This is a genomic window from Paenibacillus sp. USDA918EY, from assembly GCF_009870825.1.
Classification (GTDB): domain Bacteria; phylum Bacillota; class Bacilli; order Paenibacillales; family Paenibacillaceae; genus Paenibacillus_AQ; species Paenibacillus_AQ albilobatus.
In genome coordinates this window covers 264,254-283,692 of the sequence record NZ_WTWY01000001.1, presented here as the reverse complement: position 1 = coordinate 283,692, position 19,439 = coordinate 264,254, and the positions used below count along the sequence as shown (strand labels likewise).

At 51.3% G+C, this 19,439-nt stretch carries 14 protein-coding genes and 1 pseudogene; 5 read left to right on the top strand and 10 right to left on the bottom strand.

The window, feature by feature from the left end:
- Positions 1 to 85: 85 nt before the first annotated feature.
- Positions 86 to 667, top strand: a complete 582-nt coding sequence (locus GQY55_RS01425) for a TetR/AcrR family transcriptional regulator (protein ID WP_160037543.1) — start codon at positions 86 to 88, stop codon at positions 665 to 667.
- Between the two features lie 157 nt (positions 668 to 824).
- A complete protein-coding gene (locus GQY55_RS01420) occupies positions 825 to 1,742 on the top strand; it encodes an aldo/keto reductase (protein WP_160037542.1) in 918 nt (305 codons plus the stop codon).
- Positions 1,743 to 1,876: 134 nt separating this feature from the next.
- Here GQY55_RS01420 and GQY55_RS01415 read toward each other — a convergent pair whose 3' ends face one another.
- The 7 genes from GQY55_RS01415 to GQY55_RS01385 form a co-directional block, all read right to left on the bottom strand.
- Positions 1,877 to 4,444 carry a beta-mannosidase gene (locus GQY55_RS01415; protein ID WP_160037541.1) on the bottom strand — a complete coding sequence of 856 codons (2,568 nt, stop codon included), beginning with the start codon at positions 4,442 to 4,444 and terminating at the stop codon, positions 1,877 to 1,879.
- Between the two features lie 147 nt (positions 4,445 to 4,591).
- A complete protein-coding gene (locus tag GQY55_RS01410) occupies positions 4,592 to 6,292 on the bottom strand; it encodes an ABC transporter substrate-binding protein (protein ID WP_160037540.1) in 1,701 nt (566 codons plus the stop codon).
- An 84-nt stretch (positions 6,293 to 6,376) separates the two neighbouring features.
- The gene (locus tag GQY55_RS01405) at positions 6,377 to 7,315 is read right to left on the bottom strand and encodes a carbohydrate ABC transporter permease (RefSeq protein WP_160037539.1); all 939 of its coding nucleotides are present in this window, start codon (positions 7,313 to 7,315) and stop codon (positions 6,377 to 6,379) included.
- 10 nt (positions 7,316 to 7,325) lie between these two features.
- A complete protein-coding gene (locus tag GQY55_RS01400; RefSeq protein WP_160037538.1) occupies positions 7,326 to 8,291 on the bottom strand; it encodes an ABC transporter permease in 966 nt (321 codons plus the stop codon).
- Positions 8,292 to 8,377: 86 nt separating this feature from the next.
- Positions 8,378 to 9,928, bottom strand: coding sequence for a response regulator transcription factor (locus GQY55_RS01395; protein WP_160037537.1), 1,551 nt, complete (start codon positions 9,926 to 9,928; stop codon positions 8,378 to 8,380).
- The gene (locus GQY55_RS01390; RefSeq protein WP_160037536.1) at positions 9,922 to 11,706 is read right to left on the bottom strand and encodes a cache domain-containing sensor histidine kinase; all 1,785 of its coding nucleotides are present in this window, start codon (positions 11,704 to 11,706) and stop codon (positions 9,922 to 9,924) included. Before GQY55_RS01390 ends, GQY55_RS01395 begins: the two co-directional genes overlap by 7 nt.
- Before the next feature lie 115 nt (positions 11,707 to 11,821).
- Positions 11,822 to 14,005, bottom strand: coding sequence for an alpha-galactosidase (locus tag GQY55_RS01385; protein WP_160037535.1), 2,184 nt, complete (start codon positions 14,003 to 14,005; stop codon positions 11,822 to 11,824).
- A 288-nt stretch (positions 14,006 to 14,293) separates the two neighbouring features.
- Between GQY55_RS01385 and GQY55_RS01380 the strand changes: the two genes are divergently transcribed.
- A complete protein-coding gene (locus GQY55_RS01380; RefSeq protein ID WP_160037534.1) occupies positions 14,294 to 15,160 on the top strand; it encodes an AraC family transcriptional regulator in 867 nt (288 codons plus the stop codon).
- 221 nt (positions 15,161 to 15,381) lie between these two features.
- On the opposite strand, the gene GQY55_RS01375 is transcribed toward GQY55_RS01380, so the two are convergent.
- Both GQY55_RS01375 and GQY55_RS01370 read right to left on the bottom strand, forming a co-directional pair.
- On the bottom strand, positions 15,382 to 15,900 hold the full coding sequence (locus tag GQY55_RS01375) for a GNAT family N-acetyltransferase (RefSeq protein ID WP_160037533.1): 519 nt from the start codon (positions 15,898 to 15,900) through the stop codon (positions 15,382 to 15,384).
- Between the two features lie 253 nt (positions 15,901 to 16,153).
- Positions 16,154 to 16,903, bottom strand: coding sequence for an SDR family oxidoreductase (locus GQY55_RS01370; RefSeq protein ID WP_160037532.1), 750 nt, complete (start codon positions 16,901 to 16,903; stop codon positions 16,154 to 16,156).
- A gap of 142 nt (positions 16,904 to 17,045) precedes the next feature.
- Here GQY55_RS01370 and GQY55_RS01365 point away from each other — a divergent pair, with 142 nt between their 5' ends.
- Together GQY55_RS01365 and GQY55_RS01360 are read left to right on the top strand one after the other, a co-directional pair.
- Positions 17,046 to 17,966 carry a helix-turn-helix transcriptional regulator gene (locus GQY55_RS01365; protein WP_236575328.1) on the top strand — a complete coding sequence of 307 codons (921 nt, stop codon included), beginning with the start codon at positions 17,046 to 17,048 and terminating at the stop codon, positions 17,964 to 17,966.
- Positions 17,967 to 18,452: 486 nt separating this feature from the next.
- Positions 18,453 to 19,022, top strand: coding sequence for a DUF4062 domain-containing protein (locus GQY55_RS01360; protein ID WP_160037531.1), 570 nt, complete (start codon positions 18,453 to 18,455; stop codon positions 19,020 to 19,022).
- A 118-nt stretch (positions 19,023 to 19,140) separates the two neighbouring features.
- On the opposite strand, the pseudogene GQY55_RS01355 reads toward GQY55_RS01360, so the two are convergent.
- Positions 19,141 to 19,335 (bottom strand): annotated as a pseudogene (locus tag GQY55_RS01355) (phage tail protein); the annotation flags it as partial.
- Positions 19,336 to 19,439 lie beyond the last annotated feature (104 nt).

Here is a 19,439-nt window from a genome sequence, read left to right as displayed (position 1 = left end):
GCCCGTCGCATAACTTTTTTTGACATTGCAGCATGACATCGGCTAAAATCGTATCATACTGATCGATATGAAAAGAGGTGCCATCATGGTTCGGCAGCGGGAATTTGATGTTGAAAAAGCGTTGGACGCGGCCATGCAGCTTTTTTGGGAAAAGGGGTACGAAGCGACGTCGTTAAGCGATTTGACCTCGGCCATGGGAATCCAGCGGCCAAGCATATACTCTACGTTCGGGGATAAAAAGGAGCTTTTTGAAGCGGCTTTGCGGAGGTATACTTCAGTCCACGCCGCCGGCATCCGCGCGAAGCTGCAGCATCATCCGTCGGTGAAAGAAGCGTTTCGCCGTTTCTTTGAAGGATGGGTGGAAGAAGAATATGCGGGGAAAGGCAACCGGGGTTGCTTCTGCATCAATACGATGGTTGAGCTGGCGCCGCATGACGCCAAGTTCGAAATCCTTACCAGGGAGCATGAAATGTATCTGGCGGCGATTTTTCAGGAGATGCTTGAAAAGGGGATGCGTTCAGGCGAACTTCAAACCGGAGTGGATGCCAAAGCTTTGGCGCAAACGCTTGTCGTTTCGTTGATCGGACTCACCGTTATGATGAAAGCCCGTCCGGAGCGTTCTTTTGTCGATCATACCGTGGAAGTGATGCTTTCGCTGATAAAATAAACTTGAATCCTTTCCGGGTACGTGCAAAAATGAATTGGAGACTGTCTGCTTTGCTTATTCATCAAGCGTAAACGCACACAAGACCGCAAACTCCCGGGGGCAATACCGCCGCGGAGCAGAAACATCATCCTATTATGAGTCTGGGAGGACAGCATTCATGAAAACGATCAAGCTGGGAAGCAGCACACTGGAAGTCCCTGTCGTAGCCGTAGGCTGCATGCGCATCAACTCGCTCGACAAAAACGGCGCGGAGCGTTTCGTGCAAACATCCCTCGAATTGGGCGCGAATTTCTTCGACCATGCCGACATTTACGGCGGCGGCGCCTGCGAGGAAATTTTTGCGGACGCGATACATATGAACAGCGACATCCGCGAAAACATCATTCTGCAATCCAAATGCGGCATCCGCCAAGGGATGTTCGATTTTTCCAAAGAGCATATTTTGAATTCGGTCGACGGCATATTGAAAAGACTGAAAACCGACTATTTGGACGTCCTGCTGCTGCACCGTCCGGATGCGCTCGTCGAACCGGAAGAGGTGGCGGAAGCGTTCGATCAACTCGAAAGCTCCGGCAAAGTGCGCCATTTCGGCGTGTCCAACCAAAATCCGATGCAAATCCAACTGCTGAAAAAAGCGGTGAAACAGCCGATCGTCGCCAATCAGCTGCAGCTCAGCATCACGAATGCGACGATGATTTCCAGCGGCATCAACGTGAACATGGAAAACGCGTCCGCCGTGAACCGCGACGGCAGCGTGCTTGACTTCTGCCGTTTGAACGATATTACGATCCAGCCGTGGTCCCCTTTCCAATACGGATTTTTCGAAGGGGTATTCCTCGGCAATGACAAATTCCCGGAATTGAACCAAAAAATCGATGAAATCGCCGCCAAATACGGCGTCAGCAATACCACGATCGCCATCGCGTGGCTGCTGCGCCATCCGGCCAACATGCAGCCGGTCATCGGCACGATGAACATCGAACGTCTGAAAGACTGCGTGAAAGCAAGCGAAATTACGCTGACCCGCGAAGAATGGTACGAAATTTACCGCGCGGCAGGCAACATTCTTCCATAAACGACCGAACGCTCGTAGCGTTCTAAATAAAAGGGATGCCCCAAGCAGCTTATGCGTTAGGGGCATCCCTTTTAATAGATTGACGATAATTTAAAATTATCATTTATGAACCAACGGGAGAAGGCCGGGTTGTTTTAGTTACTGTTCAATTTCGGTTTTTTGTTCAGGATAAAATCAACCATCGAGCGCACCTGAATACTACCCGGCACGGCAGGTTTGCTCGTCACTGTCCCTGGCTCGCGGCGGCGGTATTCAACCGTCCTCGTTACTCCCGGAATAAGGTCGAAAAAGTTATCGGAAAAGACGCCCGGCTGTTCGGAAGTCAACCATACCTGCTTAGCCAGCGAGTCGGTCGTGAGGGAGAATTTCGTCCCCCCGCTTCCTTCCACCTCCGCGATCCGAATCGTGCAAGCCTTCAATCTCAGCTCTTTTGACTTTACAAAATAATATGCCTTGCCATCGACCCGATGCCCATCCGACCAAAGTTCCGCATTCAGTACCACGCTTCCGGGATGATGGCCGCCCAACCAATCTTTCTCGTCGAACGCGAACACCACCGCGGAACTATTGCTGTCGACTGCTGAAGGCCTGCTCGACCGTTTAAGGATCCTACCGTTAAAATCATATAATGTAACGATTACATCGCCCGACAATGCCGTCAAACCGTCATGCACCACATACACCTGCACCATTCCGCCATCCGTACGGTCGAACGAGACCATCGTGTCGGCGAAGCTGTTTTTCGCGTAGTATTGCATCGCCTTCCATTTGCCGAAATAATCCATCCCCGACCACGATGCGACCGGCCAACAATCGTTCATCTGCCAGTAGAGCGTGCCCATGCAGTACGGCTTTTTCCTGCGGTGCGCTTCGATCGCCATTTTCATCGCTTCGGCTTGCAGGACTTGGCTCATGTAAAGGAAGGCCTGAAAATCCTTCGGCTCGCTCATGTAAAGGTCCATATACTCCTTAATTAACCGGTTGCCGTCCCCGTTCTTCTGATGAGCACGCATAACCTTCGAATCAAGCGCTAAATCCGTCTCCGCAGCAAACGTCATGACGGTCCCGTATTCCGGAAACGACTGGAATCCGTATTCGCTCATGAAACGGCCAATCTTCGTATTATAATTCTCGAAAGGCTCTACGGCATGCCACACGCCCCAGTAATGAATATCGCCTTCCGAGGAAAGCGGATGGGCATGCTGGCGAATGTCCCCGGTCAGCGAGATCAGAGGGGACGACGGCCAATAGGCCGTTCCCGGCGCGTATTCACGCACCACATCCGGAAGCAATTGATGGAACAGAACCTCGTAATCGGACCAGATCTTCTTCCGCTGCTCCATGGTGTAATGCTGTTTCCAGCCCCAGCCGCCATGTTCGTCATATTCGGCCCATGCGGAGTCGATCTCGTTATTCCCGCACCATAACACGATACAAGGATGATTGCGCAATCGCTTGACGTTTTCTTCAGCTTCGGCTCGGACATTGTCCAAAAACGATTGATCCCCCGGATACATACTGCACGCAAACATGAAATCCTGCCAAACGAGGATGCCGTGCTCGTCGCAAAGCTCGTAAAATGCCGGTTGCTCGTAGATCCCGCCGCCCCATACGCGAAGCATGTTCATATTCGATTCTACCGCGGTCGCAATCTCATGCCTGTACCGCTCCTCCGTGACGTCCGTAACGAAGCTGTCGTTGGGAATATGATTGGCCCCTTTGGCGAACACCGGCACGCCGTTCAGTTCGAAATAAAAGCTTGCTCCCGCTTCATCTTTGTCGCGGACAAGCCTTACGGCGCGAAGCCCCGTTCTCGCCGAACCGGCGGCGACCAACCCATGTTCGAATAACAGCTCCGCCTTGAAGGTATGCAAATAAGCTTCGCCTAAACCTCTGCTCCACCACAATCTTGGCTTCGATATCGTGACCGGAATTTGAACAAGATTCGTCCCGCGCTTCAATTCAGCCTCATATTCCCATGAACGCCCCTCCGTGCTCAGACGGATCAAGCCGTTAGCCTCCCGATCCGATTCGATCGTAACGCCGACGGTTAACGCCGCTTCCTCCACGGTCACCCTGTCCTGCTTCACATGGATATCGCTGATCTTCGCATCGGTCCAGCCTTCCAGCCTCGCTTCGCGCCAAATTCCGCTCGTGACGAACCGCGGTCCCCAATCCCAGCCGTAATGATAAGGAGCCTTGCGGGCGAATACGCTTATTTTGTCTTCTCCGAGTCCGCCAAGCTCCGATTGATCGTTCGTAGCCGGCAAATTGTATCCTAGCTCTTTGATCTTAGGCAGATCCTCTTTAACGGGCGAACGGAAACGAATCTTCAGAACGTTGTCCTTCTCCTTGGCGATCCCCTTGACATCCGCTTTCCAAGATCTGAACATATTGTTCGCGGATAACACGTGAATCCCATTAAAAAGGACATCCGCGTATGTATCGAGGCCGTCGAATACAAGCTGCAGATTTGATGAACCCAGCAAGCCGGCATTGATATCAAAACAGGTTTCATACTCCCAATCGACTTTGTCGATCCATTGCAAATCATGCTCGTTCGTGCCGTAGAACGGATCGGCGATCGCTCCCGCGCGAAGCAGATCCGTGTGGACGCAGCCGGGAACGACCGCATCCATCCATTTGTCGTCCTTGCAAGCCTTAAACTTCCAGTTTCCTAAAATTTGTTTGCTTTCTCCCATGGTTTCCTCCTGTCGGAACCGCCCCGAGTCGACGGAAAACCAAAAACGTCCCCATCGCTTCCGCCAACCGAACACGGTGCCCGTAACGTCAAGGGACCGCTTCCCTTTCCGGCGAAAACGGATAACGGCCCCTTTTTTCAAAACGTATTATCGGGTAGACCAGAGCTCAATCCGGTCCTTGATATGCTTGGCATAGGCTTCTTCCATTTCCTTGACTCCGGCCTTCTCCAGTTCCGCCATGTAGGCGTCCCAGATTTTGTCGAAGTCTTCGGGCTTGGACATGACCGCTTCCGGGATGCGTTTCCAGGTGATATCCTTCATTTTGGCTCCCAGGATCACGGCAGGGTCGTCGTTAGGCAGCGACATCGTATATGCCGCTCCATAGTCTCTCGGTTTGAATTCTTCTTCCTTCGGGAAAAGGTCTTTCCAATGCTCCGCGTTATAAGCTTTCAAAGTCTCTTTTTCCGCCTCGCTGTAATTCGCCGTCAGCAGTTCCGGGTAGTTACGGGTGAAGTAGTTGCCGGTCGAATCCTTGATGCCGTCGCCGTAGTGGACCATCAGGTTCCAGTACAGCCCCAGACCGGATTCTTTTTGGAACGCCGCGCCGTCATTGTTCGCCCGTTCCTGCACCTCCGGAATAAGCGTGCGTTTGCCGTTTTCAACCGTGTAATGTTTGCCTTCGATGCCCCAGTTGTTCAGGATCTGCCCTTCTTCCGATGCCAAAAAGTCGAGGAACTTGATCGCACGCACCGGATCCTTGCATTTGCTGGAGATCGAGATGCCGTATCCTCCGTCAAAGCCGGCGGGCCAGAAGTTCGTATCCTTGTATTCCTTGCTCATCGTGACCGGATAATGACCGTACGTCTGGTCGAATTTGCCCGCCGCTTTGAGCGCATTTTGTCCGTCGCCGTAGTCCCATTCCGGATCGGCAAGGCCAAGCACCCGCCCCGAAGCCACTTTCGCTTTAAACTGGTCGGTCTTCTGAACGAAACTTTCCGGATCAAGCAGTCCAATGGCATTCATATGATTCAACCAGCGGAAAAACTCCTTTTCTTCCGGCCGGCGGAAATGGTAGGTGGCTTGATGCGTTTCTTGATCGATGTAATATTCGCCGTCGTCCGGCCCGCCGGTCGTCTGGAATCCCAAGTTGGTCACCTGGTACATATGCCAGTCGTCCGCATTCAGGGACAAGCCGATATTTTTGTTGCCGTTTTCGTCGGTCGGATGCTTCGTAATATAGTCCTGAATGACCTTCTCAAAATCCTTCACCGTGCGAATTTCCGGATATCCCGCTTCCTTGACGACGCGATGCTGAAGTTCAAAACCTCCGTCGGCTTTAATCTTCTTCTCATCGACGGCGGACCAGGTCGGGATCGCATAGATCGCTTGGTCGTCCAAACTGTACTTCGTTCGAACAAGCTTGTCTCCTAGCATTTTTTTGATGTTCGGCGCGTGCTTGTCGATCAAATCCGTCAAATCGATGACGGCGCCCGCGTCGACGAGTTTGCCGACGTCCGCTTTGGCTGCGATCAAGTCGGGATAGTTGCCGGTGGCCGCAATCAATGAAATTTTTTGTACCGGATCGCCGACAGCGAACTCCGCATCCAGCGTAACCCCGGTTTTTTCCGTGATCACCTTGCCGACTTCGTCTTTCATGTTATTCCAGTTGGTGCTGGAGTCTTCCGAAAAATACGTGAACGTGATGGGCTTTAGGCCGTCACCCTTCGTTCCAGCATCTCCCTCTGTCCCGGCAGCCGGCGAGCCGCCGTTTCCGCCGCACGCTGCGAGCGTTGCCGTCAAAGTCAGCGCCAGCAAAGACGCCGCCCATCCTTTTTTACCTGACTTCATGAAGCTTTCCCCCCAAAAAACGTAATGATTAACGACAGTGTCGTATGAAACAGGCGATAAGCCTGGACACACCTGGATCTGTTTTTAACTTTTGACCGCCCCGAGCGTCATGCCTTTCACGAAATATTTTTGCAAGAAAGGATAGACGATCAGAATCGGTACCGTCACGATGATGGTGATCGCCATTTTGACCGATTCCGGCGACACCTGCGCCATACGCTGGGCCATGTTGGCGGCATCCTGGGAGTTGGTTGCGCTTGTCGTCGTGCTCTGCAAAATTTTCATCAACTCGTATTGCAGGGTTGTCAACGATTCGTTGGACCCGTTAAACAGATACGTATCGAACCAGGAGTTCCATTGCCCTACCGCCAAGAAAAGCGCCACGGTCGCCAATGCCGGTTTGCATAAAGGCAGGATCACGCGCCAGTAGATCGTAAAATCGTTGGCCCCATCCAGTTTGGCCGATTCTTGCAGCGCATAAGGCAGACCGTCGATGAAGGAACGAATCACGAAGACGTTAAACGCGCTTACGAGGCCCGGCAAAATGTAAACGGCAAACGTATTGATCAAATGCAAATCCTTCATCAGGATAAACCCCGGAATCAGCCCCCCTGATACGTACATGGTTACAGCGAGAAAGGTGGAAATGAATTTTCTGGCTTGGAAGTCGCTGCGCGCAAGCGTGTAAGCCAGCATGGAACCGCTGATCAAACCCGCTACGGTACCAATGGCCGTCCTCAAAACCGAGATTTTGAACCCGGTGATCAAGCCGCTGTAAGTAAAGATCAAATCGTAATTTTTTAGCGTGAATTGCCTTGGCCAAATCGTAATCCCTCCTCTGACGGTATCCACCGAATCGTTAAGGGAGATCGCCAGCACGTTTAAGAACGGATAAATCGTCAATACGGTGACCACGATCATGGACAGATAAACGACCACTTCCAAAATCCGGTCTTGCGGCGATTTCGACTTCAGTTTGCTTGATGCCCGACCGACCGGTGCAGTACGATTGACAGTCCCCATGTCTTCCTCCTTACATAATGCTTTCGTTGGTAAAGCGCTTAAAAATTCCGTTAGCCGCAAACAACAGGATCAGGCTGATGACCGAATTGAAAATATTAATTGCCGTCCCGAAGGAATAACGTCCCATGGCCAGACCGTAATTAAGCGCATACAAGTCAAGCACTTCGGAGTAATCGATGACCAGGTGATTGCCTAACAGAAACTGCTTCTCGAAGCCCGTACCGAGCAAATGGCCGATGGACATGATCAGGAGCACGATGATCGTCGGCCGTATCCCGGGAAGCGTAATATGCCACATTTGCCGCAGCCGGCTTGCGCCGTCTACCCGCGCCGCTTCGTACAACTCGGGACCAATGCCGGAGATGGCCGCCAGGTAGATTATCGCGTTCCAGCCGGTTTCCTTCCAAATGTCCGCGCCCGTTACGATCCCCCAAAACCAGTGCCCCTGGGCCATAAACTGGATCGGCTGATCGATGATATGAAGGCTTATGAGCAAGCTGTTCACGACGCCGCCGTCCGTCGAGAGCATTTTGGTGACGATGCCTGCAGCAACCACCCACGAAACAAAATGCGGCAGGTAAGATACGGTTTGCACAAAACGTTTCATCACTTGTAATCGAACCTCGTTGAGCATCAGGGCAAAAACGACCGGTACGACGAAACCCGCGATCAGGCCCATCAAGCTCATGGCCAGCGTATTCCGAAGAACTTGGTAGAAATGGTCATCCTGGAACAAGGTCCGGAAATGCTCCAAGCCCACCCACTTCTGTTCAAAAAAACCGACGCCGGGCCTATATTTTTGGAAGGCCATCGTCCAGCCCCACAGAGGCAGGTACTGGAAGACAAAGACCCAAAGAACGAACGGGATGGACATGTAGTAAAGATACTTCTGGTTTTTCAACACCTTCCAGGCACTTTTCTTTGTCTGCTTCGCCGGTTCGTAAACGTTTTCTGCTTTGGATGATATCGTTTTCATGTTTCCTCCCCTCTCCTTGCCTTCCATCATAAATCAGGGGAGAGAAACGGCCCACACAACGGATTTCGGTAAAAATCATCCACGAATTATGGATTTTTAAAATCGGACGGCGAACGGCCTTCGTATTTTTTGAACTTGCTGTAAAAGTAATTGACGTTTGTGTAGCCGACGCGCTCGGCCGCTTCGTAAACCTTCATTCCCTGCTCCAGCAGCTCCTTTGCTTTTTGGATCCGGACCTTGTCGAGGTATGTGTTAAAATACTCTCCCGTCTTGTTTTTGAAAAGCTGTCCCAAATAGGCCGTGCTGTAGTTCAGCATGCCGGCCAATGTTTCCAGTTTCAAATGGTCGGCGTAATGCCTGTGGATGATGTTGATCATGATCTTCAATTCCTTTTCCTTCCCCTCCGGTTCGGATTCCTCCGCCAAAGCGAGAAGAAAACGGTGAGTCTCTTCCAGCAGATCGCCCAGATACTCATATTCGAAAATCCCCTTCAAAAATCTCGAAACCTCCTCCGTTTTTTTCCATTCCTTGCGGGAACCCGCGGCCAGCTTATGAATGACGGCGTTGGATAGAAAAAAGAACGATTCTTTGACGGAATGTTCATCCTGTTCCTGCATAAGAAAATATTCTGCCGCTTCTTGCAACAACGGGAGGATCATCGTTTCATTTCCGGCATCCAAACTGTAATATAGACGGAGTATGAACTCCTCCATCATCTCTTCGGCGTTTTCGTTGAATCGTCGGGGGGCCCCCGAAACAGGGCTATATGGAGCGCTCGGCCCCAGCAGCCTCCCCTTCTCGCTAAAAAAAGCCTGCTTGATCCATTTCCGGGCTTTTACATAGGAGCGGCTAATCTCTTCGGGCACGAAGACGGCTCCCCCGGTTGCAGCGACGAAACGTAAATCGCACAAGGCGTTCCGGATTTCCTGATGCAAATGCTCCCGCTGCCGAATGCCGCGCAGCGGCTTACGGAGGAGCAAAACCACGTTTGGGGCATTCACGGTCACCAGCCCCATGCCCTTGCCTTCAATCAAGGGTTTTAATGCATCCGCGCACCGCTGCGGCACATCGGGACGGCCCGCTTCAAAGCCCCGCGGACGCACGCAAACGACTTCATAGCTGCTCCATAACAGGCCGGCTTCGGTTGCGACGTTTCTCAATTGGGCAGGGGCTTCGTTATGATCCTGCGGAATGAGAAGGCGATGCAGGAACCACTCGCGGTTCTCGACCCCGAACTGCCGTTGCGCCCGTTTCATCCGCTCCGCTTCGATGCGCTCGCGCACCCGCTTTAATGTATTCGTCATTTCTTTGATATCCACCGGTTTGAGAAGATACCCGGCAACCCCGTATTTGATGGCTTGCTTGGCATATTCGAAATCGGCATACCCGCTAAGTATGATGCATTGCACTTGATGACCGTTCGTTGCCAGCTGCCGGATCAATTGCAACCCATCCATAAGCGGCATGCGGATATCGACGAGCGCAATGTCCGGAGGTTCATTTTCCATCATTTCCAACGCTTCTTTTCCATTGGCTGCCGCGGCCGTCACGGTTAGATCCAGGCTTTCCCACGGAATCAACGTTTGAAGGCCTTGGCGAAGCTTCGGTTCGTCGTCCACGATCATAACCTTCAACAACGCGAATCACCTCCCGGTATAAAAAACGCGATGCAAGTTCCGGCTTCAGGTTCGCTTTCGATTTGCAAGGCGCTTGACACCCCGTAAAGCAAGACAAGCCGATCGTTTACGTTTCGCAAACCGATCCGCTGTTCCTCCTCATCCATCATGTCCGAAGCAAGCTTTTCCCGTACCAGGGCGAGACGATCAGGCGTAAAGCCCGCGCCGTTGTCGCTCACCTTGACCCGAACTCCCCTTGGAACGGCTTTTGCTTCCACCTCGATAAAAACGGCTTCCGCCCGGCTATCCAAGCCATGAACGACGGCATTTTCGACCAAGGGTTGGATGATCAGCGGCGGTACCTGCATTTCCTCCAAGCCCGCATCCACCGTCAATTGGTACCTCAAACGGTCTTCATACCTGAACTTTTGAATATCAAGATAGCAGCGTACCCGCTCCAGCTCTTGGCCGAGCGAAATTTTTCCGTTCCCGGTCTCGAGACTGCTGCGCAGCAGCGTGCTGAGCAGCCACACCGCCTCCGCGATATCGTCTTGCTTCCGGATATGGGCCTCCATCCGGATCGACTCCAGCGAGTTGAACAGGAAATGGGGATGAATCTGGCTGGCCAGCATCTTGAACTTCATCTCGTTTTGCCTTTGCTCTACCAGGTATTTCTGGCGATTCGTTTCTTGGACTTCATGGACCAAATCGTTCACTTCCCTCACTAACGCATTAAACTGCCTGGACAGCAAACCAATTTCGTCTTTTCCGTCGATATCCAGGAAGGTTTCCCAAGATCCTGACCGGACCTTGGACATATGCTTGCTCAAGCGGAGGAGCCTTCCGGATAACAACGAAGCGGAAGCATAGATAAGCGCAGCGGCAAAAATCAGGCTGGCCGTCATCACGACCACGCCGAGTCGGATCACTTGGTTGGCGTCATGGGTAATCTCGGCAACGGAAAAAATGCAAATGACCCGAAGCCCGTTCCAACTGTCCTGCGGACGTATGCTGGCGATAACCACTTTGGACGATTTGTCGTTCACGGACAGGTCATAACTTCCCGCTTGAAGGGATCGTATATCTTCGTCGGCATGGATAGCCGAGAGGTCCTTTCCTGTGACTCCCGCTTCATTGGACGCGACGATCCGGTTCCGGTCATCCACGATCAACGTAGGAAACGACTCTTGATCCAAAATGGAGCTTAATCGCTGCTTGTCCACATTGATGACCAGGACCCCTTTTCGCCCTGAAGAGTCCAACGGAAACGAACGAATCAGACTCAGGTCATCAGCATCTTTCCGTTCGTCTTTCATGAAGTTCCAGCCTGCCATTCCTTTCTGGTCTATGGCCTCCCTGTACCAATCCTGGGCCATGACGCTTGCGTCCGGCTGGATAAACTCCCAATTGTTGAGCGCTCCGGGATTGACGGCATAGACGCGGATGCCCGATATCTCTTTATACAGCTGGAGGTAGTCGCGAATATCCGTATACTCCCGGTAAGTCTGTATGACATCAACGTAACTATCGTACTTTTGGCCGGCTGCCTTCTTCATCCGGTTGTCATTCATTAGCCGGTTCGAAATGTCCAGCGGCACCTTAATCAGCTCTTCCGTGCGCTTCCGGACCCGTTCAACGTTGTTGGACGCTTGGGCAAAGGCGTTGGTGACGGCGGTTTCCCGAAGCTTCCCGGTCAGAAACAGGCCGCACAGCAGCAAGGGAAGAACGGCTGCCGAAATGAACGTAATCGCCAGCTTCTTCTTCATTTTCATGTCGTTCATGAATCGGATAAAAAACATGGTTTCAACCTCCCGAGCCAATTCGGCTGCTGCGCGCAAAATGCCCCTTTTCTCTCAAAAAGGGGCATCGCTCTCCATCGATTGTGTTCCTTCGGGCGTTGGCTGATCCTTTACGTCAGTCCTTCCCGGGCTTTAAAGCTTGAAGCCTGAACCATCTGCTTTCGTAGTCTTTTTGTTCGTAAGCGAGAGGCAGTCCCATGTTCATGAGTCTGTCCCCTCCGATGATAGACCTTTCTCCGCGGTGTCCCGACTGCACCTCGTATTCCAGTTCCGGGTCCAGTCCGGCAAGCCGCAAGGTGCGCCGAGGCGCGTTCGGAACGGCCATCACTTGGAAACAGAAGACGAGCGCCTCCCCTTTGTCTTCCGAAACGAACATCCAGGCCGACTCGTTTCCTTCAAACGGACTCTTCAGCCGGTACAGGTCGCCTTTTTGCACTAACCCGCGAATCTGTTTGTAGAATGCGACTTGGTGCTTAACGGTCTCTTTTTCCTCATCGGTGAATTTCGTAAGATCCAGTTCGTATCCGAAATTGCCCGACATCGCGACATCGCCACGAAAATCGAGGGGCGTCATCCGTCCGACTTGATGGTTCGGAACGGCCGATACATGCGCTCCGATGGCGCTTACGGGATAAACAAGGCTGGTGCCGTATTGAATCTTCAGACGTTCCACCGCGTCGGTGTTGTCGCTTGTCCAGGTTTGGGGCATGTAATACAGCATGCCGGGATCGAAACGTCCGCCGCCGCTGGAGCAGCTTTCGAACAAAATATGCGGAAAATCGGTGGTAATTCGCTCAAGCAGCTCGTACAACCCAAGCACGTAACGGTGAGCCGTTTCCGCCTGGCGCTCCGGCGGCAGATCGGCGGAGCCGATTTCCGTCAGGCCGCGGTTCATGTCCCATTTGACGTAAGCGACCGGCACGCTGGAGAATATCGCGGACAACGAGTCATAGATATAATCGCGTACTTCTTGACGGGTATAATCCAGCACTAACTGCCATCTGGCTTCGGTCCGCCGCCGACCTGGAACATGCAGGCACCAATCCGGATGCTTCCGGTACAGCTCGCTGTCCGGCGAGATCATTTCGGGCTCGAACCATAGTCCGAATTTCAGGCCCGACCGATTGATGCGTTCCGCGACGTCCGCAAGCCCGCCCGGCAGCTTCCGGCGATCCTCATACCAATCGCCCAAGGATGAATTGTCGGCATCCCGTTTCCCGAACCAGCCGTCATCCAAGACGAACAATTCGATGCCTAGCTTAGATCCTTCCTCAGCGATCGCTACCAGTTTATCCGCATCGAAGTTAAAATAGGTCGCTTCCCAGTTATTGACCAGTATAGGCCGTTCTTCGTCCCGATACTTCCCTCGGCAAAGCCGGGTTCGATATAAACGATGGTAGGTCCGCGACATGTCGCCCAGCCCTTGTCCCGAGTAAACCATAACGGCCTCCGGCGTTTGGAAGCTCTCCCCCGGACTTAGCAGCCATGCAAAGTCAAAGGAATTGATGCCGATCCCAAACCGCGTGGAACCGAACGAATCCACTTCGGCCTCCGCTTCAAAGCTGCCGCTATACACAAGGCTGAAGCCGAAGGCCTCGCCATGGCATTCCGTCGTTTCCTTCGCGACCAACGCAGCGAAAGGGTTGAACTGATGGCTGCTCATGCCCCTTTTGCTGTCGATGCGGGTTTCGCCCTGAATAAGCGGCCTGCGGGTTATATTGCCTTCCCGAGCCCAAGCTCCGGAAAGGTACACCATCTCCATATCTTGTTTACCAGTAACATCGACGCTTGCGCTTAGAGCGCGACGAATGCGAAGCCCTCCTTTCCCCTCGTTCGCCAAACGAGCCGAGCGCACGATCACGTTTCGATCCGCGAAGACCGTGTAGAGGAGAACAACCTTTAGTCCCGAGTAGGCATCTTTCAATATCAGCTCGAGCGTATCCGCCTCGGATGCGTCCTCGGCATAAACCGCCGGCAGTCCGGTCAATGGCGGCTTTCCCTTGAGAATCCGGTAACCGTCGTATTTTAGCTCCGTAATCCGCGTTCCATCTTCAAGCTCGACTTGGTACGCCGGGTTACGAAAGTCTCCGCTGCCATACTGCGGATATTCTTGGGGCAGCCGGTCCAATCCCGCCCCCGCAGGGGTGTGAATCAGCAGATCAGCCATCGATTCCCGGTGCTTCAGCCTGCCTCCCCAATATACATGCGCAGGATATCCATCCACGATTTGGATAAGATAGCTCATGTCGGACGACTGCAAATGAAACAGCCCCGTTTGCTCTTGAACAATTACGCCCATTAAAAAATAACTCCCTTCCAGATCATACTCCTCGGAAACCCATACCAAAAAGAGGCGCTATAGAAGAATCACCTTTGTCACGCATATTTGATCTTTCATTTCGCCTTGCCCATTAGAGTATTTTGATCGATGATATAAAGAATCCGACATGGTTTAAAGCTTGATTAACTCAAATTTAAACTGACCGCCGGATACAGAAATAATATATTAAATTCAAAGATCAAGTACATGGCATTGTACTCATAAAATATGTTATAATGCTAGAAATTTTGTGTAAGGAGATTTATCGTGATTGAATATTTGCCACGCAGCAAACATCACGCAGAGTTGCATCTTACCCAATTTGGCGTAGAGGATTGCATACCCGGTCATTATTTTGGGCCCGCTGTAAGAAATCACTTTCTGCTTCACTATATTTTGAGCGGAGAAGGAATTTTCGAGGTAGAAGGCAAAAGGTACAGTTTGGGTAAGGGACAAGGGTTTCTCATTAGCCCCGATGTCATCACTTATTATCAAGCCGATGCGGTAAACCCTTGGTCTTATTGCTGGTTTGGCTTTAACGGAACGTTGGCGGAATTACTCCTTAAGCAGGCCGGCCTAACGATGGCTTCCCCAATTCTTTACTATGATCGGAACGATATGATCTACCAGTATCTGCAGCTGATGATCGAGTCGGGAAAATGCCGTAAAGCCCGGGAAACGCGGCTAACCGGGCTGCTGTATTTGTTGTTATCGGACCTTGTGGAGTCTGGTCCTTTAACGCTGCCCAATCCAAAAGAAAGCCTGGCGGAAATTTATGTTGAAAAGGTGAAGGATTTTATCGAGATCAATTATGCCCAGAAAATGACCGTCGAGGACATCGCACAATTTATCGGACTCAACCGAAGCTATTTGTGCTCGTTATTCAAACAACGGACGAATACGAGCATCCAGAATTATTTGATTCGCTACCGGATCAACAAAGCTTGCGAAATGATGGAAAACGCGGAGCTTTCGATCGGCGATATCTCCCGCTCTGTCGGCTATAACGACCCTTTGCTTTTCTCCAAAGTTTTTAAAAAGGTAAAGGGGGTCTCCCCAAAACATTACCGGACTACCGAAGCCGCAGCACCGATTGCCTTTTCCGGACCAGGACAAAAAAGCAGCCGGATTTAAGTCCGGCTGCCTAGTAAAAACAAACCCTCAGCCCTTATCCTAACTATACCCGTATTACCTGTCGATAGGATCTTGGCATCTCCATATGCAAATCAAAACATAACCCTCTACGTTGAGACAAACTTATGAGTTCCCCGGTAGCCGCATGGTGGTCCTGCGTCAATCCACAATTGGAGAGATGCAAATGAGCATAAAGCTACCTGCTATGCTTGCATGCTATTCTATAATTTTTCATAAAGATCTATGCGCCATTCGTTGCATCGCATCATGTTCCCTGGCGGGTACTCGAACGCGCACTCTGCGATACACGAGAAGCCGAGCTTCCGGCAAATGGCGTTTGACGCCGGATTATCGGCCGACGGGAATGCATGAATGTACCTATGTTTCCGTTCCGCTTTGGCACTTGCGAGCGCAGCCGCAGCGGCAGCAGCAGCTATGCCTCTGCCCTGAAAAGGCGGCAAGACGCCCCAGCCGATTTCGCAAATGGTTTCCTCCTGCCAGATGCGTTCCCAATACCCGATGTTGCCGACCGTTTCGAATTCCGGGAGCAGGACGATGCTGAACATACGTCCAGTTCCCTTCATGCCAACCTCAAGGTACCGCTTGTGTCGTGCAAGGATCTGTTCCTCGGTCTCCGGGCCGCCCAAATGTTCCAGCATTTCCGGTGCATTCAGGCGATAGAGCAAAGCAAGGTCGGCATCTGACCAAGGCTCGATTCGTACGTTCATTCGACTTCGCATTTTTTCACTCCTCTAAATAGCATGGCGAAATTTCTTGTCCATCACAAAGAGGAACGCATGTTCCTTTTTTGGGATTGTATCACCATTCGCTAAATATGTCATTACATAAATGTTCGTGGATTACAAAAACAGTTATGAGTTCTCGTAAACAAATGAATCGGAGGAATATAAATGCATGTATGCTTTTGCCTTCATCGGGATCCGCGTACTTAAAAAAAAGGATGCATCGCAAACATAACCGGCGGTAAGAAAATTAAACCAAAGTAGAACCGCCATCCACGACAACGATCTGCCCGGTGGAGTATTTCTGACGCATTAAGTAGAGAAAAGCCTCGGCACCGTCCTCCGGTTCGCCGATTCGCCCAACCGGCAACGATTTCCCGGCATTTTCATACATCGCGTTCCGGTGTTCCTCAGGAATGCCGTCCCACAGCTCGGTACGCATAAGGCCGAAGCTAACGGCATTGACGCGAAGTGGACTCAGCTCGACGGCCAACGCCCGGGTGAGCGACTCGACAGCGCCGCATATGCTGGCTGCGACAGTAAACCCCTTCTGCGGGCGAACTCCGGCAACGCCGGAAGTCAATGTGATCGAACCACCCTGTCTGATGTTTCGGCTACCGTATTTGGCCGCCATAAACGCTCCCCAATATCGAACGTTAAACAATCGGTGCGCTGCATCGATGTCGGTGGCGTCAAGACTTTCGACCATCAGTGGGTCGCCGGCGGTAAAGACCAAGTGATCGAATTCCCCGATTTCGCTGAAAAATTGACGAACCTGTTCCTCATTCGTCAGATCAACCGCATACCCCTCGGTACCTTCGATCAAACGCGAAACGGCAAGGTCAACTTTTTCTTTTCGACTGGACACGACGACCAGGGATGCACCTTCCCGTGCAGCCGCTTCGGCTGCCGCAAACCCGATTCCGGACGTACCTCCAAGAAAAACAACACGTTTGCCCTTGAAACTATACTCACGTTCGATCTGTTTTGTTTTCACCATATCATTCTCCTTCGTATTCGGTTACTGGATTGACCTTGCAATTCGATTCTCATCGGCCGCAAACGGCTAATCCATGCGAGAATTTCGGTACAGCTTGTTTCATCCCCGACTCTCCTTCACGACGGACGATAATCCGATTATAATGAGTCATGAAAAGAACAAACAGGTCAGCATTTACAGTATTATCATGGATACTGCTATAAATTCTATCACCGTAGGAAGAGGTAACTTCATGATGATTGATAAAAGAAGACGCAAACAATTGGCTGACTTTCTCCGGTCACGCCGCTTGCGGCTCTCCCCGAGAGAGGCGGGTTTGCCGGTTGGAACATCGCGCCGTCGCACAACGGGGTTAAGACGAGAGGAAGTGGCAAGTTTATCAGGCATTTCTTTGCCGTGGTATACCGCACTGGAGCAAGGCCGGGACATTCGTGTGTCTGAACAAGTCTTGGAGAGCTTGGCACGAACATTGCGGCTTAGCAGCGACGAACGCAACCATCTTCTCGTTTTGGCCAATCCGTCATCGCTTCCTCAGACCAAAGAGAATGATTCCGCCCCCGCTTCCCTGCAGCAGATTCTGGACAGGTTGGGAACCTATCCGGCCTACATGATCGACAAACGCTGGAACGTTCTCGCATGGAACCAAATATCGGGTACGTTGTGCGGTGAATTAAGCCGAGCCCCGGAGCTCGAAAGAAACATGCTTTGGCGCGTCTTCGAGGTGGAGGACAACAAGTCTCGCATCGTGAACTGGGAGAATGTCGCTTCTACGATGGTGGCTCATTTCAGAAGCCGGTTTGCCCGGAACATGCACGATTTGTGGTATCAAGAGCTATTCGACAAGTTATATGACAGGAACGAGGAGTTTAGGACGTTATGGGCTCGACAAGACGTTTCCGATACTTTGGAGGGGGATCAAATCATTCGTCTACCGCAAGCTGGCCTGCTGACTTTCCATTACCATACGCTTACAATCTCTGAAAGCAGCGCTTTTGCCATAAGGGTGTTTACGCCGCTCGAAAACTCGGGGACCGACGAACAGTTGGAAGAGTTGCTAAAGTAAGTTCATGCTCCCAAACAATATTTTTTCGTTACCACAACTTTTTGCATCAAGGTCCTTGTCCTATAAAAGGCCACTTATCACGGAAGAAGAAATGCCGAAAAAAAACGCCCGAATCCTGACCGCGCTTTGCGCGGTTCGGACTCGGGCGGTTTCCATTTTACGGTACAGCACAAATCCACTCTATTTCCACCGCTCACCACCATCTCCCTCGATCCCCAACTTTTTTATCGCCATCACTTGTGGTAGGGCGTGCTGACTGTATAGGCAAATACGGTTCAGCTTAACGGAGCTACTTGCAAAAAAACCGTCACGGTGCTTGGCCGTCAACCTTCTTAGCCCATTTACCGGAACCGCTGTAGCCTGATGCTGCCACTCAGAATGAGACTCCCGGGGGCAAACTAACATGAAACTGCCAGTAAATTTTGACAAATGAAGCGGGAAAGTAGTAGATTCTATCTATACTAATTCTTTCATACGGGTGGGCTTATGAGAAAAAAATTACAAATTTATATATCGGCTACTTACTACGATCTTATTGAGGATAGGCATGCCGCTGTTGAATCCATTCTTCAAGCCGGTCATATCCCTGCTGGAGTCGAGCAATTTTTCAAGGAAAGTCCAATGAACATCAGGAAGAGATGGATCGACGAGTCCGACGTATATATCCTGATTCTCGGTGGATTCTATGGTTTAACGCTCCCTGATGATGAATCCAAAAGCTATACGCAATGGGAATATGAGTATGCCGGAGAAACGGGAAAACCTAGATTTGCTTTTGTTCTCACAGATGAAAGGTTAAGACAACTGCCATACGATTTCACAGCCATTGAACACTATCAGGAGTTTCAAGCGTTTAAGCAAACGGTCATGGAACAAATCCCTATCTATTATGTCGATGATGTACGGCACATTAAAATGGTGCTTCGTGATCAATTGCCGAAGTATGCAGCAAGAGACGATTTGCACGGCTGGGTTTCCGGCAAGGATATCCCGGACGTTCAAAAGCTCTTGGAAGAGAATGCAAGATTAAAGGCGGAGTTGGAAAAAAAGGAATAAGGAAAACGTCTATCGATGTACTTTCGCAGAAGACAGACCGCGCTTAGCGGATGTTTTTCTTGCGATGATCATGAAAGAGGGGGTGGAACAACCAGCCCCTTTCTTCCGTCTCCCTTTCTCAATCTCCTTTAATGACAAAAAATGAGCCCCGAATAGTCCCAGCCAGCTTAAACTTCCGCCTTGCAAACTTAAACTTCCCTAACTCCGCAGGTACCTCCAACCTCCATCCCTTAGAAAACTAAAACCCAACGGCCCGTTTCTTAGGGTCATAAACCGTAAACAAGACATTAAACCCCAGTCCGTCCTCAAAGAAGGGACTAAGGAAAATGGGGATTTTTCCCGCAACTTATACGGTTCAGCTTAACGGGTTGATCGGCGAAAATTGCGAAAGGAGCAGCCGTGGCGTATAGTTTCCAA

Bases quoted from the DNA above. Each gene is read 5' to 3' on its own strand.
- GQY55_RS01425 (WP_160037543.1), top strand. From the start codon at position 86: ATGGTTCGGCAGCGGGAATTTGATGTTGAAAAAGCGTTGGACGCGGCC.
- GQY55_RS01375 (WP_160037533.1), bottom strand. From the start codon at position 15,900: ATGCGAAGTCGAATGAACGTACGAATCGAGCCTTGGTCAGATGCCGAC.
- GQY55_RS01385 (WP_160037535.1), bottom strand. From the start codon at position 14,005: ATGGGCGTAATTGTTCAAGAGCAAACGGGGCTGTTTCATTTGCAGTCG.
- GQY55_RS01390 (WP_160037536.1), bottom strand. From the start codon at position 11,706: ATGTTTTTTATCCGATTCATGAACGACATGAAAATGAAGAAGAAGCTG.
- GQY55_RS01360 (WP_160037531.1), top strand. From the start codon at position 18,453: ATGAGAAAAAAATTACAAATTTATATATCGGCTACTTACTACGATCTT.
- GQY55_RS01400 (WP_160037538.1), bottom strand. From the start codon at position 8,291: ATGAAAACGATATCATCCAAAGCAGAAAACGTTTACGAACCGGCGAAG.
- GQY55_RS01420 (WP_160037542.1), top strand. From the start codon at position 825: ATGAAAACGATCAAGCTGGGAAGCAGCACACTGGAAGTCCCTGTCGTA.
- GQY55_RS01365 (WP_236575328.1), top strand. From the start codon at position 17,046: ATGAGTCATGAAAAGAACAAACAGGTCAGCATTTACAGTATTATCATG.
- GQY55_RS01405 (WP_160037539.1), bottom strand. From the start codon at position 7,315: ATGGGGACTGTCAATCGTACTGCACCGGTCGGTCGGGCATCAAGCAAA.
- GQY55_RS01410 (WP_160037540.1), bottom strand. From the start codon at position 6,292: ATGAAGTCAGGTAAAAAAGGATGGGCGGCGTCTTTGCTGGCGCTGACT.
- GQY55_RS01370 (WP_160037532.1), bottom strand. From the start codon at position 16,903: ATGGTGAAAACAAAACAGATCGAACGTGAGTATAGTTTCAAGGGCAAA.
- GQY55_RS01415 (WP_160037541.1), bottom strand. From the start codon at position 4,444: ATGGGAGAAAGCAAACAAATTTTAGGAAACTGGAAGTTTAAGGCTTGC.